The sequence below is a fragment of the Pseudoalteromonas rhizosphaerae genome (assembly GCF_902498845.1).
Classification (GTDB): domain Bacteria; phylum Pseudomonadota; class Gammaproteobacteria; order Enterobacterales; family Alteromonadaceae; genus Pseudoalteromonas; species Pseudoalteromonas rhizosphaerae.
This window is the reverse complement of sequence record NZ_CABVLM010000008.1, coordinates 216,494-238,322: the sequence shown is the minus strand read 5'-3', so window position 1 is coordinate 238,322 and position 21,829 is coordinate 216,494. Positions and strand designations below refer to the sequence as shown.

Genomic DNA, 21,829 nt, shown 5'->3' with positions numbered 1-21,829 from the left:
CCTATAATCTAGCACCTATGTTAGCTCTCTTATCGCATTACTAATCCCATCCAAACTCAGTGGGTACATGCGGTTATCCATTAGCTGCTTGATAAAATCAATTGATTGGTAGTAACGCCAGTGTTCAACCGGTTGTGGATTGAGCCAAGCGACTTTATCAAAGTGGTTGGTGATACGAGCAAGCCAGGCACTGCCGGGCTCTTCGTTGTAGTGTTCCACTGAGCCGCCGGCATAGGCAATTTCATACGGGCCCATAGTGGCGTCGCCAACAAAGATCACTTTATAGTCACTGGTGAACTTGTTGATCAGCGCCATGGTATCAATGACGTTTGAGTGGCGGCGTTGGTTGTCTTGCCAAACATGTTCATATAAGCAGTTATGAAAGTAGTAAAATTCTAAATGTTTAAACTCGCTATGCGCGGCGCTAAATAGCTCTTCGCAGGTGTGAATGTAATCATCCATTGAGCCGCCAATATCAAACAGCATCAATACTTTTACCGCGTTGTGGCGCTCTGGTGCCATTTTTACATCCAGCATGCCGCCTTGCTTGGCGGTCGCGCGAATGGTCTCGTTTAAGTCGAGAGTGTCACTGGCACCAGTGCGAGCAAACTTGCGCAGTTTTTTAAGGGCGAGCTTAATAGTGCGTGAGCCAATTTCACGATCGGAATCTAGGTTACGGTATTCGCGTTTATCCCATACTTTTACCGCTTGGCGATTGCGGTTGCCGTCTTGACCAATCCTTACGCCCTCAGGGTTATAGCCATACGCGCCAAATGGAGATGTACCACCGGTGCCCACCCATTTATTGCCACCAGCGTGGCGTTTTTGTTGTTCTTCTAGGCGCTCTTTGAGGGTTTTCATTAGCTCATCAAGGCCGCCCATGGCTTTAAGCTGGGCTTTTTCTTCATCGGTTAGGTGTTTTTCAAACTCTTTGCGCAGCCAATCTTCAGGTAAGTTGTGCTGCTGTTTTAAGCTTTCGAGTAAGTCCAGATCGGCAATGCCGCTAAAGTAATCAGCAAAGGCTTTATCAAACCTGTCAAAGTGGGTTTCGTCTTTAACCATAATGGTACGGGCTAAATAATAAAATCCGTCAACATCGGCAAATACCGCGCCTTTTTTTAGCGCGTTGATCAAATCAAGCAGCTCGCGCAAACTAACAGGTAAACGGTATTCACGCAGTTTGAAGAAAAACGCAATCAACATCTTAACGGCGACTCATAAAGGCAAGTTTTTCAATTAAGCTGATATCTTGCTCATTTTTAAGTAGTGCGCCAAACATTGGCATTAAACCGCCTTTTTGAGTTTTGTCATGCAGAGTTTTTGCATCGATGTCTTCAGCCATAAGCAGTTTTAACCAATCAAGTAACTCGCTGGTGGAAGGCTTTTTCTTAATGCCGTTGACTTCACGTAGATTAAAAAATACTTCTAGCGCTTGGCGAACTAAATCTTGTTTTACGTGTGGGTGGTGAACATCGATAATTTGCTGCATTTCGTCACTAGATGGAAAATCAATGTAATGGAAAAAACAACGGCGTAAAAAGGCATCGGGCAGTTCTTTTTCGTTGTTTGAGGTGATGATCACAATAGGGCGTTGTTTTGCGATTACACGCTCACCGGTTTCATAAACATGAAATTCCATTTTATCGAGTTCTAATAGTAAGTCGTTCGGGAATTCGATGTCGGCTTTGTCTATTTCATCAATTAATAATACCGGGCGTTTGTTATGTTCTTCACCATAGGTAAATGCCTGCCACAACTTGCCTTTAATAATATAGTTGCCAATGTCGTTTACCCGGGCATCACCTAATTGGCTGTCGCGAAGGCGTGATACTGCATCGTATTCATATAAGCCTTGCTGCGCTTTAGTGGTTGATTTGATATGCCATTGGATCAGTGTGGTATCTAAGCTTTTAGCTAACTCCTCAGCCAGCATGGTTTTACCTGTGCCGGGCTCGCCTTTGATCAAAAGTGGCTTTTCCAGCAAAATAGCCGCATTAACCGCTTGTTTTAACGCTGAACTTGCGATGTAGTTATTAGTAGAATTAAATTGCACGTAAATACCTATCTGGTCTGAGCAGTAAACAATATGCCTATCATGCCATAGTTAATCGGCTTCACCAAGGTAGCTAAAGCGTGGAATAATTTGGCCATCTTTCTCGACGGTTTCGCTAAACATACTCAGTGGTCGTGCCCACATGCCAAACTCACCATACAAGGCTTGGTAGATAACTAATTGTTCGTCTGTTTCACTGTGAATGGCGACGTATAGAACTTTGTACTTTGGGCCTTTGTAGTGTTGGTATATGCCTGATTTGAGGGTATGTGGTTTTATTGCTGTAGTCATGTTTTGATCTCTTGTATAATTTGTCTTTGCACTTTTAATGCTAACTAATTTGCCAATACTATGAACTATATTTCGTTAGATGATTACAAAAAAGCGTGGGTTTTTCGTCATAAAGATGCGCCAGTAACAGAACAAGACCTTGCCTTAATTAAACCTATGAGCCATGAGCGTGCCGCTGTTTTATGGAGCACCATGGTGAGCCGTGAACATGACCATCCTGATTTTTTTGAAAAAACAGACTGGTGTGGTAACGAAGACAATTTCTCGCAAACTATTCACTGGGAAGCTGCATGGGAAGCCGGCGCTGAGCAATTGCCAGCTGAGATCCTTGCGCACTTAGGTTGGCAAGCTAATACTACAGTGTATTTTTGTATCGCCCGCGATAATATTATCGAAACCAGCTTTGATGTGTTTAAACGCAATTGGCAAAATTTTATGTTTTTAGCTGATGGTAGTCTGTTATTAGGTAAGAAACGTGATGAAGTAGTGCAGTTTTTAGAAACTGGCGATGCTAAATTAGGTATAAAGTCACAAATTAAGTAACTTGAGCTTTGCTTTTGTAAATTGCAGAGCTTAAAAAGCAGTCAATACTGTGCTATAAAACAAGCAACTAGATGTTTTAGAGTATGATCGTTGGCTGCAAGCGACCCCTTTCAACAAGTCGATATTTGGCAATCAGATACACAACGTGTGCTATATGCGCAGTTGTGCAATGCTTTTTATGCGCGGGAAATAGGTCAATTAGTTGTTGAAGTGAATGAGCAGCGTTTACGCAAGCGATTAAAAAGTCTTCCTTATTATATAGAACGCGCAGCAACGGCCGTGGTAAATGGTCAAGTTCCTTTTCAGTTAGATCCGCACAATGGCTGTTGGCTTGATAAGCAAAAAGCTCAGCCTCCCAACGCAAAAAATAATGATGATTTTTATCAAACACATAAAAATGTAGGTTTAATTGTTCCGCTTTTACTCAATAGCGCAAATCAAACCCGTGTTGCAATAGACAGCATCGACCAAGTAAGCGACAATAAACTTCATTGTAATGAGCATGGTTGGTTTGACTGCCAAGGTCAGCCGCTTGAAGGGCAGTCGGTGGTGTTATTAAAGCCCACAAAGGCAACAATGGCCGCTGCTTGTTGTGGCCATCAGTGGTCTTTTGATAAACGCACGACACCGCGTATTTTATCACTGAGAGAAATGCTGCTAGCAGGCAATATCAATTGGCGTAATTTAAAACGTCCCCATGTTCGAGTTAAAAAAATATAATACCAGTAGCCTTAATCGCATTATAAATTTGTACTGGTAGAGTAAAATCAAGGAGTGTTTAATGCGACTGTTTCAATTCACGCTGCTGTGCTTAGCGTTATTTGTACAATATCGATTATGGTTTGGCCACAACGGTGTACAAGATTATAGTCGTTTAAAAGCTGCTGTTACTTCACATCACGATACTAATGCTCAATTGATCAAACGTAATAAAGTGCTTAAAGCCGATATTGAAGATTTAAAGCTTGGTCAAGAAGGGGTGGAAGAGCGCGCTCGAAATGAATTAGGGATGATCAAACCCGGCGAAACATTTATTCGTGTTTTACCTGGGCAGCAACAAAATGACAACTAATTATACCCTTGCAGCCATAGTCCCAGCCGCTGGCGTGGGAAGCCGTATGCAACATAGCGCACCGAAGCAATACATTCGCTTGGCTGGTAAAACAATTCTTGAACATACACTTGCTAAACTAGCGCAACTCAAACAATTAACGACTATTGTGGTGGCCGTCAGCGATGATGATCCTTATTTTGCTACACTGGAGTTTATTGATCAGCGCATTGTCCGTGCAAGTGGCGGCAAAGAGCGAGCTGACTCGGTACTTAATGGCTTATTAGCGCTTGCAGATAACCCGCCTGATTGGGTGTTAGTGCATGATGCGGCAAGGCCGCTGGTTACCTTGGCTGATATTGAGCGCTTACTTAGTGAGTGCATTAACGCTGACGAAGGCGGTATATTAGCAAGCAAAGTGAAAGATACTATTAAGCGCGGTGCAACTCATAGCCAACAAACAGTGCCACGGTATGACTTATGGCAGGCGTTGACCCCGCAATTATTTAAGTACCACGATTTAATGCAGGCATTGCAAACTGCGCTTGCTCAGCAGGTTACGATCACTGACGAAGCATCGGCAATAGAATGGGCGAATAAGCCCGTAAAGCTAGTGGCTGGGCGTAGCGATAATATTAAAATAACCACTCCAGAAGATTTAGATTTAGCCAACTTTTTACTCCAAAAACAACATAGTGAGAATGCATCATGATTCGTATAGGCCATGGCTTCGATGTCCATAAATTTGGTGGCGAAGGCCCGTTAACTATTTGTGGTGAAAAGATTGCCTACCCACAAGGCTTTTTAGCGCACTCTGATGGTGATGTTGCGATCCATGCACTATGCGATGCTATTTTAGGCTCATTAGCAATGGGCGATATTGGCAAGCACTTTCCTGATACCGCCAGTGAATATGAAAATATAGATAGCCGTATTTTATTACGCCATGTTGTTGATTTAGCTAAGCAGCAAGGCTATGTACTGGGTAATGCGGATGTAACGATAGTAGCGCAAGCGCCAAAAATGCTGCCGCATATTCAAGCCATGCGTGCAAATTTAGCCGCCGATTTAAACACTGACCTAGATCAGGTAAATGTCAAAGCAACAACCACTGAAAAGCTCGGTTTTGAAGGGCGAAAAGAAGGTATTTCAAGTCATGCAGTGGTTATCATGAGCAAGCAATCACTATGAGCGAGTTAAATTATTTATACGGTGCACCACTATCTAAAGCTGATTTTAAAACCTGCGCTGAAGATTTTATGGTGGACGAAGACTTAGGCATCGAATTTACTGGCAGTGGTGAACACGTCTGTTTACAGGTCGTTAAAAAAGGCGAAAATACCCAATACGTTGCTAAATTACTTGCCCAAAAAGCGGGGATTTCGCCACGTGATGTCAGCTTCGCTGGTATGAAAGATCGCCACGGAGTGTGTAGTCAGTGGTTTAGTGTGCCAGTACCCATTAAGAAAGACATTGATTTTACTGAACTAAACAGTGAATCACTGTTTATCATTGCTCAGCAACGGCATAATCGTAAGCTGCGGACTGGCTGCCACAAAGGTAATAAATTCAGCATTATTCTGCGTAATGTAACTCATCCGTTAGACATTCTTTGTCGTATCAACGCGGTACGCGCCGGGGTGCCTAACTATTTTGGCGAACAACGCTTTGGTCACGATGGTCATAATTTAGTGATGGCTAAAAAGATGTTTGCCGGTGAGCGCATTCGTGACAAAAAACTACGTGGTTTAATTATCTCTGCTGCACGTTCTTATGTGTTTAATCAAATAGTGAATTTGCGTGTTGCTGAGCACGGCTTAGCTAAAACCATGCACCGTGAAGTGTTTATGCTCAGTGGTAGCAATGCATTTTTTGAAGATGCCATTAGCGATGAAAATATCGCTCGTCTTGCCTCTGGCGATATTATGATGTCTGCGCCATTGGTCGGCACTAGCGAAAAAGGCCTCACCGAACAAGAAAAAATATGGCTAGAGCCGTATCAAGATTGGTGTGAAGGGCTTGGTAAGTTAGGGCTGAAAAATGAGCGCAGAATGTTGCGTTTGATCCCACAAGATTTAACCGTTGCAACGATTGATGAAACTACCATTAAATTGAGCTTTGGTTTACCCAAAGGCACCTTTGCCACGGCATTGTTACGTGAGCTGGTGGATTACACAGATGCAAGCCCACGAGTACATAAAGAACAGGACGCTGAAAATGAAAATTCTTCTAAGTAACGATGATGGTGTTAATGCAAAAGGTATTGCAGTGTTGTATCAGGCATTGACGCAAATTGCAGACGTAACGTTAGTTGCACCTGATCGCAATTGCAGTGGCGCAAGTAACTCACTGACGCTACTTAATCCACTGCGTGCTACCACGCTAGATAATGGGTTTATTTCGGTCAATGGCACACCAACTGATTGTGTGCATTTGGGTGTGAATGAATTACTTAATGAAAAGCCCGATCTAGTCGTTGCCGGTATTAACCACGGTGCAAATTTAGGTGACGATACTTTGTACTCAGGGACTGTTGCAGCAGCAACCGAAGGACGTCATTTAGGCTTGCCCGCAGTGGCGGTGTCTTTGTGCTCAAAAGAAGGTAATCACTTTGAAACGGCAGCAGCGGTGACTGTCAGCATAATTAAAGAGCTGGCGTCACATCCATTGCCAAAAGATCAAATCATCAACATTAATGTGCCAGATATTCCGTTATCTGAGCTAAAAGGCGTGCAAGTAACGCGTTTAGGTGCGCGTCATAAAGCCGAAACCATGACTAAACAACAAGATCCATGGGGACGAGACATTTATTGGTATGGGGTTTTAGGTGCCGAAAGTGATGCCGGAGAAGGTACAGACTTTTATGCTATCAATAATGGCTATGCATCGGTTACGCCACTAAGTGTTGATATGACAGCGAAAGATAGTTTGGCTGCGGTTGGTGAGTGGCTTAAAACAATGGAGATCAACGGTGCTGGCTAATTATACTCGAAGTGCCCGTGCGCTCGCTGACCTATTACAGCGTGAAGGTGTTGAAGATAAATTGGTACTCAGCGCTATTGCTGATATTCCACGTCATGTATTTGTTGATGATGTACTTAAGCATAAAGCGTATCAAAATACGGCGTTGCCAATAGGTCAAGGACAAACAATTTCACAGCCATATATTGTTGCCCGTATGACCGAGTTACTGCTTTTGGCTGGCGTGCGCGATAAAGTACTTGAGATAGGCACGGGTTCAGGCTATCAAACAGCGGTGCTGGCGAAAACCTTTTCAAAAGTATTTTCGGTAGAACGAATTAAAGCGTTACAATGGCAGGCTAAGCGCCGTTTACATAACCTAGACTTATACAACGTTTCCATGAAACATGGCGATGGTTGGCAAGGCTGGCAGTCACAAGCGCCGTTTGATGGCATCATTGTAACCGCCGCTGCATCGCAAGTCCCGCAGGCATTACTTGATCAACTCAGTGATGGTGGGGTGATGATTGCGCCAATCGGTAATGAAGATCAACAACTGGTTATGGTTGTGCGCGAAGGCGAAAAATTTACTCAACATGTTATTGCGCCAGTTAGATTTGTACCTTTAGTCCCTGGCGACATTGAATAGGAAGTCACTTTGAAATTGTTTACTAAGTTATACGATATGGCATTAGTGTGGGCAAAACATCGCCACGCAGAGCGTTATTTAGCTGGGATGAGTTTTGCTGAATCGGTTATTTTTCCTATTCCACCCGATGTAATGCTCGCGCCGATGTCGCTTGCACAACCGAGCAAAGCATGGCGCTATGCTACTTTTGCTACAGTTGCTTCGGTGCTTGGCGGTATTTTAGGTTATTTGCTCGGATTTTGGTTATTTGAACCTGTAGTAGAGCCATTAATAGCGCAAATGGGTTGGCAAGAAAAGTTTAATACCGCTTTAAGCTGGTTTAAAGATTATGGCGTATGGGTGGTGTTTTTAGCCGGTTTTTCGCCAATACCCTATAAAGTATTTACTATTGGTGCTGGGCTTTTGCACATGGCGTTTTTACCTTTTTTATTAGCTTCTGCTGTCGGGCGTGGTGCGCGGTTCTTTTTAGTTTCAGCGCTAATGAAGTGGGGCGGAGTAAAAATGGAGCAAAAATTACGTCAATATGTTGAGGTACTTGGCTGGGGGGTAGTGATTTTAGTGGTGGTTGCATACTTTTTATTACGTTAAGCATCTAAATAACTACTTTTAGCACAAGGAGCAAAACACCATGAATAAACAGTACGTCTTCTATGTTACTTTATTTACAAGTGTTTTGCTCAGTGCCTGCTCATCTCGACATGCCCCCGCTCCGGTCAGTAGTTTAAATACCAGTGTTAAACCTTATACTAGTAAAGTAAATATTAATGGTGACCGCTACACGGTTAAAAAAGGTGATACGTTATACTCGATAGCCTTTAGCGCCCAGCAAGATTTCCGCACGTTGGCAAAAAATAATGGCATACCAGCCCCTTACATAATCCAACCGGGGCAAACAATTTCTTTTAAAAATGTACCTGAAAAAATAAAAAAGCATAAAAAATATACGAAACCGAGTAAAAAGTCTACAAGTGGCATACAAAAAAATAACAAAAAATTAAAGAAAGAGCTTGATCAGCCAAAACAACGAGAGTATGTTCAAAAACAAGCCAATAGGAAAATTAGTAAAAATAACAGTTTGTCCTCGACCCAAGTTAAGTGGTCGTGGCCAGCTAAAGGAACAGTAACTCAGCGTTTTTCAACCAAGGAAAGCGGGTATAAAGGGTTACAAATTACTAATAAAAAAGGTGTCGCTGTTTTTGCCGCAGCACAAGGGACTGTAGTTTATGCGGGTAATGCACTTAGAGGATACGGTAATTTAATTATTTTGAAACATAATGATGATTATCTTAGTGCCTATGCACATAACTCTAAGTTGCTAGTTAAAGAAAAACAGGATGTGAAAGCTGGGCAAAAAATAGCCGAGATTGGCAGTTCAGACTCTGAAGTGACGGCATTGCGTTTTGAAATCCGTTACCGAGGACAAGCTGTTAATCCTGAGAAGTATTTGCCTTAGCTATCGGTCGGGTATTGATCATAGTGATATAAGATCACTTGTTTGCTTGAGGGTACGCTCATGGGTAACACAGCAAAAATAGAAAAAACGAAAGATGCGATTGATGATAAATTTGATGATATAGCTGTCGCTGATACAGACTCTGAATTATTAGATGACGTCGATAAAGATGATGACAAAGAAGATGAAATATTTGCCAAAGAGGAAATCACTAAGAATTTAGATGCGACTCAGCTGTATTTAGGTGAAATTGGTTTTTCGCCATTATTAAGTGCTGAAGAAGAAGTCTTTTTTGCTCGCAAAGCATTAAAAGGTTGTAGCGCTTCTCGTAAACGAATGATTGAAAGTAATTTACGTTTAGTTGTTAAAATCGCCCGCCGTTATAACAATCGTGGCCTTGCGTTACTTGATTTAATTGAAGAAGGTAATCTTGGTTTGATCCGCGCCGTTGAAAAATTTGATCCTGAACGTGGTTTTAGATTTTCGACCTATGCGACTTGGTGGATCCGTCAAACAATTGAACGCGCCATCATGAATCAAACCCGCACAATTCGCTTACCAATCCATGTAGTGAAAGAACTTAACGTTTATTTACGCACCGCACGTGAACTAACGCAAAAGCTGGACCATGAGCCCACTGCCGAAGAAATTGCAGCGTGTTTAGACCGACCAGTTGAAGACGTAACTAAAATGCTGCGTTTAAACGAGAAAATCACCTCTGTAGATACACCTATTGGTGGTGAAAACGATAAAGCATTGTTAGATATTATTGCCGATGAAAAAGGCTTTGGTCCGGAAGGCGAAGTACAAAATAATGATATCAATAAGCACATTGTAGACTGGTTAGGTGAGCTTAATCCTAAGCAACGTGAAGTGCTTGCACGTCGTTTTGGTTTGTTAGGTTATGAGCCATCAACGCTTGAAGATGTGGGTCGTGAAATCGGTTTAACGCGTGAACGAGTAAGACAAATTCAAGTAGAAGCACTGCGCCGCTTAAAAGATATTTTGCAGCATGAAGGATTAAGCACTGATAGCTTGTTTGATCAGTTTTCATAACACTGACTGATACAGCAATAGACGCAGCAACACAAACACACACAGAAAATAATTATTAAAAGCTGAAGAGCTAACTCTTCAGCTTTTTTTGTGCTTAAAGCATGCTACAGCAGCGATTTTAGCTTATATAGTAAATCTTGAGCTTGGCGTGGGCTTAAGTTATCTAGATCAACCTCAGCGAGTTGTGCTTCTACCTGTGATGGTTCAGCTGCAAACAATGATGGCTGTACTGCATTGATATCCGCAGTAACTGGCTGATGATTCTCCAGCATTTTAAGCTTTTGTTTTGCCTGTTTTATAACTGCTTTTGGCACCCCAGCTAAGGCCGCTACTTGCAAGCCAAAACTTTTACTTGCGGCACCATCAAGTACGGTATGCATAAAGGCGATTGTGTCGTTGTGCTCTATTGCATCTAAGTGAACATTCACCAGTCCCGCTTGTTGCTCGGCCAGTTCGGTAAGTTCAAAATAATGGGTTGCGAATAAAGTTTTAGCGGATATTTTTGATGCTAAATGATCTGCTGTTGCATAAGCTAATGATAGACCATCGTAGGTACTCGTCCCTCGGCCAATTTCATCCATTAATACCAGTGACTGCGCGGTAGCATTGTTTAAAATAGTGGCTGTTTCGGTCATTTCGACCATGAAGGTTGAGCGACCTGATGCTAAGTCATCACTGGCGCCAATACGTGTAAATATACGGTCGATATTACCAATCTTAGCGCTGTCTGCTGGCACAAAGCTACCAATGTGTGCCATTAACACAATCAGTGCAGTTTGGCGCATATAGGTTGATTTACCGCCCATATTTGGTCCCGTAATGATCAGCATTTTACGCTGAGCATTAAGCTCTACAGGATTGGCAATGAAAGGGTCTTTCATTACTTGTTCAACAACTGGGTGGCGACCTTGCTTAATACTAATGTCATCGTTATCGCACAGTAGCGGTTTTGCATAGTTCAATGCAATTGCACGCTCGGCAAGGTTATTTAGCACATCTAAATCTGCCAGTGCTGCCGCCATTATTTGTAGCTGTTCAATGTGCGGGGCAATAAATTCAAACAGTTGTTCGTAAAGTTGCTTTTCAAGCGCCAGAGCTTTTGATTGGCTACCTAACACTTTATCTTCATGCTCTTTAAGCTCTGGAATTATATAACGTTCGTTATTTTTAAGCGTTTGGCGACGAATATAATCAGCAGGCACTAAATGTGCGTTGGCACGACTTACTTCAATAAAAAAGCCATGCACACGGTTATAACCGATTTTAAGGGTGCTAATACCGGTGCGTTCACGCTCGCGCTGTTCGAGTTGTTCAAGAATGTCGGTAGCGCCTTGGCTGAGTGAACGCCATTCATCGAGTTCACTGTTGTAACCCGGTGCAATTACGCCACCATCACGAATAAGTACCGGTGGGTTTTCAATCACTGCTTGCTCAAGTAATTGCTGTAAATCAGGTAATTCAGGAGATTGCGCGATGATCTGACTAATGCGAGGATCGCTGGCATCGGTTAATAGCTCGTGCAGTGGAGCTAGGGCTTGTAGTGCGCTACGCAGACGGGTTAAATCGCGCGGACGAGCGGTCCACAATGCTAAACGAGCAATAACACGCTCAATATCACCTATTTGTTTTAACGACTCATGTAGCTCACCACACAGCTGTACATCGATAATGGCACTAATCGCATTAAGGCGAGCGTTAAGCTCAGGTTTAGAACGTATTGGTGTATGAATACGACGCTTTAATAGCCGTGAGCCCATCGCTGTTGCTGTTTTATCAAGTACTTGTGCTAAGGTGTTTTCAAAGCCACCAGAGAGGTTAACGGTCAACTCTAAATTTTTACGGGTGGCAGCATCTAAGATTACTGCATGTTCGTTATGTTCTAATGTGATGGCGCGAATATGGGGTAGAGCAATACGTTGCGTGTCTTTCACATATTGCATAAGGCAACCGGCGGCAACTAATGCAGCAGTTGCTTTATTAACCCCAAAACCGACTAAATCTTTAGTGCCAAACTGCTCGCATAACAAATGTTGTGCAGTGTCTAAGTCAAACTCCCATTCAGGACGACGGCGAATACCTTTGATATGCTCAATCAAATGAAAGTTGGCAAAGTCTTCGCTATAGAGTAACTCTGCTGGTGCTAAGCGTTGTAAAGTTGAACTAAATGCTTCTTCAGTATTTACTTCAACAATATTAAAACGGCCTGAGTTAATATCTAAGTAAGCAATGCCATACACGCCTTTTTTACTTTGCCAAACGCTGGTCAGTAAATTATCTTGGCGCTCTTGTAATAGTGCTTCATCAGAAATGGTGCCAGGGGTAACAATGCGTACAACTTTGCGCTCAACAGGCCCTTTGCTGGTTGCAGGGTCGCCCACCTGTTCACAAATAGCGACGGATTCACCCATTTGTACCAAACGAGCTAAATAGTTCTCTACCGCATGATAAGGGACGCCTGCCATAGGAATAGGATCACCGCCGGCTTTACCACGGTGAGTTTGTGAAATATCAAGCAGTTGTGCTGCACGTTTTGCATCATCAAAAAATAGCTCGTAAAAATCGCCCATGCGATAAAACAGTAAAATATCACGATGCTCAGATTTTATTTTTAGATACTGCTGCATCATCGGAGTTTGTTGACTTATATTGTGCGGTGCATAAAGATCGAACGACATGTATTTACCCAAAGGCTGAATATGGAATTACATCAAGAGATTAAAACACTTGCTGCGCAGTTAGGTGCTATTTTAACGGATAAACGCTTATGGATCACTAGTGCTGAATCATGTACTGGTGGTGGAGTGAGTTATGCGTTAACAGATACCCCTGGCAGCTCGGCTTATATTGACCGTGCATTTGTAACATACAGTAATCAAGCTAAGCAGGATTTACTAGGGGTTACAGAGCAAACCTTAACTTTATACGGCGCAGTGAGTGAGCAAACTGTTTTGCAAATGGCCGCGGGTGCGTGTAAGGCCGCAGGGGCAGATATTTCGGTTGCAGTATCGGGTATTGCAGGTCCAGGTGGTGGCAGTACAGAAAAACCAGTAGGTTTAGTATGGTTTTGTATTCAAATTGGCGAGAAACAGTATCCGAGCCAACAGATATTCGCAGGCGATAGAGCGCAAGTTAGGTTGCAAGCTATTGTTTACTCATTAAAAACCATTATAGAAAAGATAAATTAATAAAATTAGCTTGATACTGTGATTTCATACAGTATACTTGTCTGCATTAGCCGGATTTGGAGAGTAAAATGAACGATAACAAACAAAAAGCGTTGGACGCTGCTTTATCTCAAATTGAACGTCAATTTGGTAAAGGCTCAATAATGAAATTGGGTGACAATAAAGCGTTAGATATTGATGCTATATCAACAGGCTCTCTGGGCATTGATATCGCATTAGGCATAGGTGGTTTACCTATGGGGCGTATTGTTGAGATATATGGCCCTGAATCATCAGGTAAAACAACGCTAACATTACAAGTTATTGCTGAAGCACAAAAAGAAGGTAAAACCTGTGCTTTCGTTGATGCTGAGCATGCACTTGATCCAATTTATGCCCAAAAATTGGGTGTAAATATTGATGAGTTATTAGTTTCACAACCTGATACAGGTGAACAAGCACTTGAAATTTGTGACATGTTAGTACGCTCAAGCGCTGTTGATGTGGTTGTTGTCGATTCGGTTGCGGCATTAACACCGAAAGCTGAAATTGAAGGCGACATGGGTGATTCACACATGGGCCTACAAGCACGTTTAATGTCACAAGCATTACGTAAGCTAACTGGTAATATCAAACGTTCAAACACTTTATGTATTTTCATTAACCAAATCCGTATGAAAATTGGTGTTATGTTTGGTAACCCAGAAACCACTACTGGTGGTAACGCACTTAAATTCTACGCGTCAGTACGTTTAGATATTCGTCGTATCGGTTCTGTTAAAGAGGGCGACGAAGTGGTGGGTAACGAAACCCGCGTTAAAGTGGTGAAAAACAAAGTTGCTCCTCCGTTTAAGCAAGCTGAATTTATCATCATGTATGGTGAAGGCATCTCTAAGCATGGCGAGTTAATTGACTTAGGTGTTAAGCATAAGCTGGTAGAAAAAGCAGGTGCTTGGTATAGCTACAATGGCAGTAAAGTTGGCCAAGGTAAGTCAAATTCCATTAAGTTTTTAAAAGAGAACCCTGAGATCTCTAACGAGATTGAAGGTAAGTTACGTGATATGTTGTTATTAAAAGCAACAATTAAGCCTGACGATATTGAAGACACAGTGTTAGCAGATGATGCTGAGCTTTAAAAGTATTTAATAAGCGCGATTTGACCCGCACTTAACATTAAAAAAGCCGCTAAATAATATTTAGCGGCTTTTTTGTATTTGTAACAGCCAATACCTTAAGCCAATTGGGTGTAGATAATTTAACTTTGATAAGGTATATCACAGGCATAAAAAAGCGGCCAAAGCCGCTTAAGGAAGTAATATAATTTTAGTTTTAGCTTAGAACGCGTATTTAACTGAGAACTGCAGGCGATCTAAATCACCATCAACACCACTTTCTGTTTCGCGTTCTGCATGCTTTAACTCAGCACCAAACGTTAAACGTTTAACTGGTGAGTATAAAATATTAGCGCTATAGCTTTGGCTAGATTCAGTTGGGTCACCGGTAATCGTAAGCAAATCAGTGTTATTGTCTGCTGAGAAGAACGAGTAAAGGAATGTTGAGCGCCATTGGTTATTCCAATTGTGCTGGTAAGCAATAAACCCTGATGTAGAGTCAATTGCATCTAGCTCATCACCATTAAGCACTGCACCATGCGCAACATTTAAGCCAACGTAACGACCTAAGCCTTTACCTTGGGTAAGCATAAATTTAACGTTGTCTTGGCCAACTTTAAACATACCTGATGCACTAATGCCAATTGATGTTTCATCAGCGTCAAGGCCGCCCACTTTATAAGTAAGTTGACGAGCAAGCGCTGCAACCACTAAGTTACCCCAATCAGCAGTATGTGTGTAACGTGCTGTGAAATCCGGTAATGATGCATCATCGGTTACAGCCATACCATTTGAAGTTGTAATTGTACTTTCAGGGTTTTCTAGCGAGAAAGACCATGCGCCAGTTGTGTATTTAACTTGTGCTTGGCGAACAAATACCGTGCCTTCAGCTGGACCTACAAAATCAAGAGTTTCAGGCAGTGCACCAACATTTTGGAAGTTTGACCATGTTTGACCAAACAACCAGCCGTCGTAAGAAATAAATGCGTGGCGAATACGTGGCGCATATGAGTTAGATACGCGTTCATTACCGCCAGCAGCAGATGCTAAAAAGTCTATTTCGATTTTACTACTTATGGTTTTGCCGTTGTCTAGGAGTGTTGATGTGCCAAAATTAAAACGAGACTGACGTGCGTGCATATCAAATACAGCATCAGAGTTGTTGTCGGCACCGACTGTTAATGTACTTGGTACATAAAAGTCACGCCCTACATTTGTTCCTGCAGGCGCGCCAGCTGAATAATCACTCCACATTGCATCGAGTTTTATATAACCACCATAAGTAACATCAGTGCCACCAATCGTTGCGGCTTGTGCTGTAGCTGAGAGCGCGCACAATACGGCAGTGGCAGTAAGTGTTTTTAATACTGTTGATTTTGTTGTCATAGTCAAAGTCCTATTCGGGGCTGCTTGTTGCATCATGATACTTGTGTTGTGATACCACTTTTGATTAAGTATGCTTTTTACTCAATTACCTATTGGTCTATTAGACTAAGGTGGCAAGCTTGCTACCCTAGTTTAAACATATCATTAACATTTTGTATTAATAGCGTAAAATGATGAAATTTTAAAACAATTAGAGCGTTCAGTGAAATAAATCAAAGATAATACAACTAAGGTCTAATACTTTCGCCCGCTATGCTGGGTGATCCTAAAGATAAGCCTTAGGCAAGTAATTAAAATGGAGACGACTATGTCACAAAGTATCTATCCAGTTCCTGCACATATCAAGAATGCAGCCTTAGTTGATAACGATAAATATAATACACTTTACAAGCAATCTATTGATGATCCAGAAGGTTTTTGGGCAGAGCACGGTAAACGTCTCGATTGGTCAACACCTTTTACTAAAGTAAAAAATACCTCTTTTGATAAAGGCCATATCAGTATTAAATGGTATGAAGATGGTGAGCTTAATGCTTCGTATAACTGTATTGACCGCCATCTGGCAACTAAAGCAGATAAAACGGCATTGATCTGGGAAGGCGACGATCCATCGCAAAGTGAACATATTTCTTATCAACAGCTGCATGACGAAGTGGCAAAATTTGCCAACGGTTTGAAAAAACTCGGTGTTAAAAAAGGCGATCGTATTGCTATTTACATGCCTATGTCACCGCAAGCTGTTTATGCAATGCAAGCATGTGCGCGTTTAGGTGCAATTCACTCGGTGGTCTTTGGTGGTTTCTCACCATCAGCAATTGCTGATCGTATTAAAGATTCTGGTGCTAAAATTGTTATTACTTCTGATGAAGGGCGTCGTGCAGGCAATACAGTGCCGCTTAAAGCAAATGTTGATGAAGCCGTTGCACAACAGTCGGTCACTACCATCGAACACGTTGTTGTACATCAGTTAACGGGTGGCGAGGTACAATGGCATGAACATGATGTATGGTGGCATGATTTAGTTGCTGATCAAGCCCCAGACTGTGCACCAGAGCCGATGAATGCAGAAGATCCACTCTTTATTCTTTACACCTCAGGTTCAACAGGTCAGCCTAAAGGGGTGGTTCATACGACTGGTGGTTATTTAGTATATGCATCGATGACTCACGAATATGTATTTGATCTAAAAGAAGATGATATATTTTGGTGTAGCGCCGATGTGGGCTGGATCACAGGTCACAGTTACATTGCTTACGGCCCATTAGTTAATGGTTGTACGCAAGTCTTATTTGAAGGTGTACCCACTTACCCAACCGCAGGACGTATGGGTGAAGTAGTCGATAAGCATAACGTTACAATTTTATACACAGCGCCAACGGCAATTCGTGCACTGATGGCCAAAGGCGATGAACCAACAGCGACCTCAAACCGCGATAGCCTACGTATTTTGGGCTCGGTGGGTGAGCCAATCAACCCAGAAGCATGGACTTGGTATTACGAAAACATGGGTAAAGGTAACTGCCCAATTGTTGATACTTGGTGGCAAACTGAAACTGGTGGCATCATGATCACACCTTTACCAGGTGCAATTGATATGAAACCAGGTTCTGCAACCCGTCCATTCTTTGGTATTGCGCCAGCATTATTTGATGCTGAAGGTAACACTCTGGAAGGCGCAGTTGATGGTAACTTAGTTATTCTTGATAGCTGGCCATCACAAGCTCGTACAGTTTACGGCGATCATGAACGTTTTGAACAAACTTACTTCTCAGCTTATCCGGGTGTGTACTTTACTGGAGACGGTTGTCGTCGTGATGAAGATGGTTACTACTGGATAACCGGTCGTGTTGATGATGTATTAAACGTATCAGGACATCGCTTAGGTACTGCCGAGATTGAAAGTGCACTGGTTGCTCACCCTGCGGTTGCCGAAGCTGCTGTAGTTGGTTACCCGCACGATATTAAAGGCCAAGGTATTTATGTTTACCTAACGCCAAACGAAGGTGTAACGGTCAGTGACGAATTAACCAAAGAGGTACGTAACTGGGTTCGTAAAGAGCTTAGCCCAATTGCATCGCCAGATATGATCCAATGGTCACCAGGTTTACCTAAAACCCGCTCAGGTAAGATCATGCGTCGTATTTTACGTAAGATCGCTGCAAATGAGCACGAGCAATTAGGTGATACCTCAACACTTGCAGACCCTGGTGTGGTTGATGAATTAATCGAGAACCGATTAAATCGTTAAATATGCGTTAAAAACTTGATTAGAAGTTGATTCTAAACGTAGTATATCGGCTGTCAGCTATTTGATAGATGGCAGCCGAATTCATTAGGAGTGAACCATGAGTCAGTTTTTAATAGCGGATGACCACCCGTTATTTCGCGAAGCACTAAAAGGGGCATTAACGGCAAAGTTTGATGGTTTAGAGGTTTTTGAATCTGAAAATTTTGAAACTACATTGCAAGTGCTTAGTGAACAAGAAGATTTAGATATCTTACTACTAGACCTACATATGCCCGGCAGTGGCGATTTATATGGCCTAATTCGCATTCGTGAAGATTATCCAAGCTTGCCAATTGCTGTTGTCTCTGGCAGTGAAGATATCAATATTGTTTCAAAAGTTATGAGCTACGGGGCGATGGGATTCATTCCTAAGTCATCATCATCAGATGATATTGCCGGAGCAATTAATCAAATACTCGATGGCGATGTATGGCTACCACCTGAGCTTAAAGACAAAGTAGCGAGCGTTACCAATGAAGATAAAGAAATCGCCGCTCAAGTAGCCTCCCTTACCCCACAGCAATATAAAGTGCTGCAGTACTTGCACGAAGGTTTGTTGAATAAACAGATCGCTTATGAACTACATATTTCAGAAGCAACGATCAAAGCGCACATCACCGCGATATTCCGTAAGCTTGGAGTGTATAACCGCACGCAAGCGGTGTTGATAGCTGCAAAATTACAACTCGAACCTATCGAACAAACACATTAAGTACAATATAAAAGTGTCAATAATAATAAAAATAAAGAGGCGTTGCGCCTCTTCATTCTACTCTATTTCTAGAGCCTAGCTAAATACGACGGTTCTATTACCATTAATAAATAGCTTATGTTCTGATGCTAATTGCAGTGCTTTACAAAACACAGTTTTCTCTACATCTTTGCCCATTTTAGCCATCATTTCAGCGGTGTTTGCATGGTTTACATGGGTGACGTCTTGCATAATAATCGGCCCTTCATCAAGCTCATTATTAACAAAATGCGCCGTCGCACCAATGATCTTCACACCCCGTTCAAATGCCTGATGATACGGTTTTGCACCGATAAAAGCAGGTAAAAATGAATGATGAATATTGATAATTTTACCGTCAAAACGGCCTACAAATTCAGGGCTTAAAATCCGCATATATTTGGCAAGGCCAATGATATCGGGATTGTAGCTGGCAATTAAGTCACCCACTTGCAGGTCGTGTTCAGCGCGTGATAGCCCTTCATGGCTGACCACATGAAACGGCACATCAAAGCCCTTCGCCAATGGCGCTAAGTCAGGGTAATTAGCAATCACAGCCAATACTTCAATATTCAGTGCTTGCTCAAATTGCTTTAGCAATACGCCCCCTAAGCAGTGGGCTTCTTTAGTCGCTAGTAACACCACTTTAGTTTTCTCGTCAGTGTGCAGTGCTAATTGCGCGCCATCGGGTAACAAAGCTTGTAATTGATTTAAAAAATCTGGATGTGGTTGGCCCGTTAGTTCAGTGCGCATAAAAAAGCGCTCAGCATCTTTATCTACAAATTCATTATTGCGGGTAATATTTAAATTATGCTGATGACAAAGTCCGGTGATTTTCGCTATTAAGCCGACATCATCGGCACATTGCGTGGTTAGTATTGTGTTCATGTTTCCTCATTCTAATCCCGTGAACAGTGGCTCCATTATTTGTTAATTTGTCACAATAGCAAGGGCTTTATTGAATGATTGACTATAAATCACCTTGCTCGGAGTAATTAAGTTGACAACGCAAGTTACTGGGAGTCGTCCCAGTCCAGCGTTTGAAGGCGCGGCGAAAATTAGTTAAGTCGCTAAAGTTAAGTTCGCCTGCTAGGGTTTCGTTACTTTGCGCTAAAGTGGCGATATTAAACACCGCGGTTTGGCGATTGATACAATCTTGCAAGGCGCTAAAACGAGTATGATGTTGTTTCAGTTTTCGCTTAAAAGTGGCGGGGCTCATAGCGAAATGCTGGGCAACTGTTTCGAGGTTTTGTTGTGGTTGAGCACTAATATGATTGCGCACTAATTGCAACCAAGGCGCAGCGGGTAAAGGGTGCTGCTTTATGGTTGCTAATGATTGCTGCAGCAGGCTCGGACAGCTATCTATTAAGTGTTTGTTATAAAGTTCATCACTAATACTGACCATAAATAATTGTTGTGAAAACTTGCAGTTGGCTTGTAGGTTAGTTTGATATTGCTCTATGTGTGAGGGCTGCGCATAGGGAAACGAAAAACATAAATCACTGTTATTACCTATTCGCCATTTACATGTTGCAGCGATAAAACTGGCAAATAATTCGCAGCAAAATTGTTCAACGGCTGCATTTATAGCCCCAAAGCTGAGGTTGATAATGAAGTAATGTCGGCCTTGGTGGTATTTATGTTCGGCATTAAATAAGTTAAAGCCATGCAAAGGAGTGCGTGTGAGTAGTTTTTGCAGTGTGCGTAAACTTTCTGCTTGAGAAAATGCGCTATATAACGGATTGTGATTAAGTAGTTTTCGCCCTAGTAAAAAACTGAGTTGGTGTTGATTATCAAATTGACGACAGTTTTCTTGTAATCGATAAAATTGCTCAACACTGATCGAAGCCGTTCCAGCTGCAAAATCTTGATAAAATAATCGAGTTCCTTTGAGTAACTTATCAGGGTGTACCCCTCGGTGTTTGGCTAAATCAACTAATTGCGCCGCCCATGACTGTAAACCTTGATAAGGAGAGTCGATATAACTGCTGTTGCTAAGGCTTGCATTCACGCAGTATGTCCATGTAAGTTTTTGTTCGTTAGTAATTTTTGATGCAATTGACTGAGTAAACCAGAGGTCGAATCACGGTGTGTTGCGGCTACTAAACTAGTGTGTACTTTTTGTTTGTAGCTCACAGCTTTGTCGCTGCTATTAAACGAAAACGCTTCTAAAGCACTGACTAACGATACGCTTAGCTGCTCTGCGACAGCGAGTTCGGTATTGGGCAACATGACAATAAAGCAATCACTGGCGTAACGGCAGACTAAATCTTGTTCACGTACATTCAAGGTGATCACTTGAGCAAACTCTTGTAACAGCTTATCGCCTTCTGCATCACCGAATTGACGATTAAACCGATCAAATTGAGCAATATCTAACATCAGTAATGAAAATCCATGCAGGCTATGATGGAGCAAATTTAGCTCGCGGTTGATCTGGCTTTTCATATAATCGGCGCTAGCTAGGCCGCTGATAGCATCACTGAGTTGATGCTCTCGATAAAAGCGCTCGCGATTACGTAATTGTTGATTAATGGTCATTTGCTCTTGGTGCCAATGATACAAAGCGACGGTCATTAAAATCATCCCAAATGGTGCGGGAATAGATTCAATGGTACTGAGCCATGCTTGTTCATCGCTGTAATATACAAATTCATCAATAAAATCGAGGGTCATCGATAAGTTCATAATCGCAAGGCCTGAGAATAATAAGTTAGTTACTCGTCCCTTTGGCCTACTTAATAGAATAAAAAAGATCCATAGCAGGGTCATTGCAGTAATACCGCCTTCGCCACCGACATCAAACCAGTCGATCTGGCTATGGCCTTTGTAGTGGCCGTAGCTAAGTGTCAGGGTTAATACGCTGGTTAACATCACCACTAAGATAAGCAGTAATGAGCGATGTAATTTTAAAAACGATAAATTCATTGTCAGCTCAATAGGTATATTTGATAGGCAGAATAAGCAAACAGCTTAAACACCACTAGGGTCAGATTAGCTCACAGTGATGACATATTTTTTACGGTGGCAACTTTTCAAACGGATTATTGTTGATTTTTGAATTAAAAAACCACAAAAACAGGGGGTCAAATC

The 21,829-nt window shown here is 42.1% G+C and carries 23 protein-coding genes; 15 read left to right on the top strand and 8 right to left on the bottom strand.

The genetic code is table 11. The annotated features are described in order from the left end of the window. Positions 1–15: 15 nt before the first annotated feature. The 3 genes from PSR9079_RS14210 to PSR9079_RS14200 are packed head-to-tail and all read right to left on the bottom strand — an operon-like array spanning position 16 to position 2,344. Positions 16–1,203: a vWA domain-containing protein gene (locus PSR9079_RS14210; protein WP_149982145.1), complete on the bottom strand. Its 1,188-nt coding sequence runs from the start codon at positions 1,201–1,203 to the stop codon at positions 16–18. 1 nt (position 1,204) lies between these two features. Then, entirely contained in the window at positions 1,205–2,053 is an 849-nt protein-coding gene (locus tag PSR9079_RS14205; protein WP_145235255.1) for an AAA family ATPase, read from the bottom strand. Between the two features lie 51 nt (positions 2,054–2,104). Beyond that, positions 2,105–2,344 carry a DUF1653 domain-containing protein gene (locus tag PSR9079_RS14200; RefSeq protein WP_149982144.1) on the bottom strand — a complete coding sequence of 80 codons (240 nt, stop codon included), beginning with the start codon at positions 2,342–2,344 and terminating at the stop codon, positions 2,105–2,107. 60 nt (positions 2,345–2,404) lie between these two features. Here PSR9079_RS14200 and PSR9079_RS14195 point away from each other — a divergent pair, with 60 nt between their 5' ends. From PSR9079_RS14195 to rpoS, 11 genes are all read left to right on the top strand, one after another. Next, on the top strand, positions 2,405–2,887 hold the full coding sequence (locus PSR9079_RS14195) for a DUF2947 domain-containing protein (RefSeq protein ID WP_149982143.1): 483 nt from the start codon (positions 2,405–2,407) through the stop codon (positions 2,885–2,887). Positions 2,888–2,977: 90 nt separating this feature from the next. After that, positions 2,978–3,607: a hypothetical protein gene (locus PSR9079_RS14190; RefSeq protein ID WP_145235262.1), complete on the top strand. Its 630-nt coding sequence runs from the start codon at positions 2,978–2,980 to the stop codon at positions 3,605–3,607. Positions 3,608–3,668: 61 nt separating this feature from the next. Continuing rightward, positions 3,669–3,959 carry a cell division protein FtsB gene (ftsB, locus tag PSR9079_RS14185; protein WP_145235264.1) on the top strand — a complete coding sequence of 97 codons (291 nt, stop codon included), beginning with the start codon at positions 3,669–3,671 and terminating at the stop codon, positions 3,957–3,959. Further along, a complete protein-coding gene (gene ispD, locus PSR9079_RS14180) occupies positions 3,949–4,650 on the top strand; it encodes a 2-C-methyl-D-erythritol 4-phosphate cytidylyltransferase (RefSeq protein WP_149982142.1) in 702 nt (233 codons plus the stop codon). The genes ftsB and ispD overlap by 11 nt, the downstream gene beginning before the upstream one ends. Further along, entirely contained in the window at positions 4,647–5,129 is a 483-nt protein-coding gene (gene ispF / locus PSR9079_RS14175) for a 2-C-methyl-D-erythritol 2,4-cyclodiphosphate synthase (RefSeq protein WP_149982141.1), read from the top strand. Before ispD ends, ispF begins: the two co-directional genes overlap by 4 nt. Further along, the gene (gene truD, locus PSR9079_RS14170) at positions 5,126–6,175 is read left to right on the top strand and encodes a tRNA pseudouridine(13) synthase TruD (protein WP_149982140.1); all 1,050 of its coding nucleotides are present in this window, start codon (positions 5,126–5,128) and stop codon (positions 6,173–6,175) included. The genes ispF and truD overlap by 4 nt, the downstream gene beginning before the upstream one ends. After that, positions 6,156–6,920 (top strand): 5'/3'-nucleotidase SurE, encoded by a 765-nt coding sequence (gene surE, locus PSR9079_RS14165; RefSeq protein ID WP_145235272.1) that lies wholly within the window; start codon positions 6,156–6,158, stop codon positions 6,918–6,920. The genes truD and surE overlap by 20 nt, the downstream gene beginning before the upstream one ends. Beyond that, positions 6,910–7,548 (top strand): protein-L-isoaspartate(D-aspartate) O-methyltransferase, encoded by a 639-nt coding sequence (locus tag PSR9079_RS14160; protein WP_149982139.1) that lies wholly within the window; start codon positions 6,910–6,912, stop codon positions 7,546–7,548. Before surE ends, PSR9079_RS14160 begins: the two co-directional genes overlap by 11 nt. Before the next feature lie 9 nt (positions 7,549–7,557). Beyond that, the gene (locus PSR9079_RS14155; RefSeq protein ID WP_145235276.1) at positions 7,558–8,136 is read left to right on the top strand and encodes a YqaA family protein; all 579 of its coding nucleotides are present in this window, start codon (positions 7,558–7,560) and stop codon (positions 8,134–8,136) included. 40 nt (positions 8,137–8,176) lie between these two features. Beyond that, a complete protein-coding gene (locus PSR9079_RS14150) occupies positions 8,177–9,001 on the top strand; it encodes a peptidoglycan DD-metalloendopeptidase family protein (protein WP_145235278.1) in 825 nt (274 codons plus the stop codon). 60 nt (positions 9,002–9,061) lie between these two features. Beyond that, on the top strand, positions 9,062–10,057 hold the full coding sequence (gene rpoS / locus PSR9079_RS14145) for an RNA polymerase sigma factor RpoS (protein ID WP_145235280.1): 996 nt from the start codon (positions 9,062–9,064) through the stop codon (positions 10,055–10,057). A 104-nt stretch (positions 10,058–10,161) separates the two neighbouring features. Here the strand turns inward: rpoS and mutS are convergent, their stop codons facing one another. After that, positions 10,162–12,732: a DNA mismatch repair protein MutS gene (gene mutS / locus PSR9079_RS14140; protein WP_149982138.1), complete on the bottom strand. Its 2,571-nt coding sequence runs from the start codon at positions 12,730–12,732 to the stop codon at positions 10,162–10,164. 21 nt (positions 12,733–12,753) lie between these two features. Here mutS and PSR9079_RS14135 point away from each other — a divergent pair, with 21 nt between their 5' ends. Together PSR9079_RS14135 and recA are read left to right on the top strand one after the other, a co-directional pair. Further along, positions 12,754–13,242, top strand: coding sequence for a CinA family protein (locus PSR9079_RS14135; protein ID WP_145235284.1), 489 nt, complete (start codon positions 12,754–12,756; stop codon positions 13,240–13,242). Positions 13,243–13,310: 68 nt separating this feature from the next. After that, positions 13,311–14,357 (top strand): recombinase RecA, encoded by a 1,047-nt coding sequence (gene recA, locus PSR9079_RS14130; RefSeq protein ID WP_149982137.1) that lies wholly within the window; start codon positions 13,311–13,313, stop codon positions 14,355–14,357. Between the two features lie 198 nt (positions 14,358–14,555). Here recA and PSR9079_RS14125 read toward each other — a convergent pair whose 3' ends face one another. Then, complete coding sequence (locus PSR9079_RS14125) at positions 14,556–15,719, bottom strand: DcaP family trimeric outer membrane transporter (protein WP_145235291.1); 1,164 nt, start codon at positions 15,717–15,719, stop codon at positions 14,556–14,558. A gap of 307 nt (positions 15,720–16,026) precedes the next feature. Here PSR9079_RS14125 and acs point away from each other — a divergent pair, with 307 nt between their 5' ends. Together acs and PSR9079_RS14115 are read left to right on the top strand one after the other, a co-directional pair. Next, positions 16,027–17,967, top strand: coding sequence for an acetate--CoA ligase (gene acs / locus PSR9079_RS14120; protein WP_149982136.1), 1,941 nt, complete (start codon positions 16,027–16,029; stop codon positions 17,965–17,967). Positions 17,968–18,064: 97 nt separating this feature from the next. After that, complete coding sequence (locus PSR9079_RS14115; protein WP_145235295.1) at positions 18,065–18,718, top strand: response regulator transcription factor; 654 nt, start codon at positions 18,065–18,067, stop codon at positions 18,716–18,718. 75 nt (positions 18,719–18,793) lie between these two features. Here PSR9079_RS14115 and purU read toward each other — a convergent pair whose 3' ends face one another. The 3 genes from purU to PSR9079_RS14100 all read right to left on the bottom strand — a co-directional run bounded on the left by purU (position 18,794) and on the right by PSR9079_RS14100 (position 21,664). Next, entirely contained in the window at positions 18,794–19,624 is an 831-nt protein-coding gene (gene purU, locus PSR9079_RS14110) for a formyltetrahydrofolate deformylase (protein WP_149982135.1), read from the bottom strand. A gap of 82 nt (positions 19,625–19,706) precedes the next feature. Beyond that, complete coding sequence (locus PSR9079_RS14105) at positions 19,707–20,747, bottom strand: AraC family transcriptional regulator (RefSeq protein WP_149982134.1); 1,041 nt, start codon at positions 20,745–20,747, stop codon at positions 19,707–19,709. Beyond that, entirely contained in the window at positions 20,744–21,664 is a 921-nt protein-coding gene (locus PSR9079_RS14100; protein WP_149982133.1) for a GGDEF domain-containing protein, read from the bottom strand. The genes PSR9079_RS14105 and PSR9079_RS14100 overlap by 4 nt, the downstream gene beginning before the upstream one ends. Positions 21,665–21,829: the final 165 nt, after the last annotated feature.

Excerpts from the sequence above, each read along its gene's own strand:
- PSR9079_RS14210 (WP_149982145.1), bottom strand. The coding sequence starts at position 1,203 with ATGTTGATTGCGTTTTTCTTCAAACTGCGTGAATACCGTTTACCTGTT.
- PSR9079_RS14200 (WP_149982144.1), bottom strand. The coding sequence starts at position 2,344 with ATGACTACAGCAATAAAACCACATACCCTCAAATCAGGCATATACCAA.
- PSR9079_RS14195 (WP_149982143.1), top strand. The coding sequence starts at position 2,405 with ATGAACTATATTTCGTTAGATGATTACAAAAAAGCGTGGGTTTTTCGT.
- ftsB (WP_145235264.1), top strand. The coding sequence starts at position 3,669 with ATGCGACTGTTTCAATTCACGCTGCTGTGCTTAGCGTTATTTGTACAA.
- ispD (WP_149982142.1), top strand. The coding sequence starts at position 3,949 with ATGACAACTAATTATACCCTTGCAGCCATAGTCCCAGCCGCTGGCGTG.
- ispF (WP_149982141.1), top strand. The coding sequence starts at position 4,647 with ATGATTCGTATAGGCCATGGCTTCGATGTCCATAAATTTGGTGGCGAA.
- truD (WP_149982140.1), top strand. The coding sequence starts at position 5,126 with ATGAGCGAGTTAAATTATTTATACGGTGCACCACTATCTAAAGCTGAT.
- surE (WP_145235272.1), top strand. The coding sequence starts at position 6,156 with ATGAAAATTCTTCTAAGTAACGATGATGGTGTTAATGCAAAAGGTATT.
- PSR9079_RS14150 (WP_145235278.1), top strand. The coding sequence starts at position 8,177 with ATGAATAAACAGTACGTCTTCTATGTTACTTTATTTACAAGTGTTTTG.
- rpoS (WP_145235280.1), top strand. The coding sequence starts at position 9,062 with ATGGGTAACACAGCAAAAATAGAAAAAACGAAAGATGCGATTGATGAT.
- mutS (WP_149982138.1), bottom strand. The coding sequence starts at position 12,732 with ATGTCGTTCGATCTTTATGCACCGCACAATATAAGTCAACAAACTCCG.
- PSR9079_RS14135 (WP_145235284.1), top strand. The coding sequence starts at position 12,754 with ATGGAATTACATCAAGAGATTAAAACACTTGCTGCGCAGTTAGGTGCT.
- recA (WP_149982137.1), top strand. The coding sequence starts at position 13,311 with ATGAACGATAACAAACAAAAAGCGTTGGACGCTGCTTTATCTCAAATT.
- PSR9079_RS14125 (WP_145235291.1), bottom strand. The coding sequence starts at position 15,719 with ATGACAACAAAATCAACAGTATTAAAAACACTTACTGCCACTGCCGTA.
- acs (WP_149982136.1), top strand. The coding sequence starts at position 16,027 with ATGTCACAAAGTATCTATCCAGTTCCTGCACATATCAAGAATGCAGCC.
- PSR9079_RS14115 (WP_145235295.1), top strand. The coding sequence starts at position 18,065 with ATGAGTCAGTTTTTAATAGCGGATGACCACCCGTTATTTCGCGAAGCA.
- purU (WP_149982135.1), bottom strand. The coding sequence starts at position 19,624 with ATGAACACAATACTAACCACGCAATGTGCCGATGATGTCGGCTTAATA.
- PSR9079_RS14100 (WP_149982133.1), bottom strand. The coding sequence starts at position 21,664 with ATGAATTTATCGTTTTTAAAATTACATCGCTCATTACTGCTTATCTTA.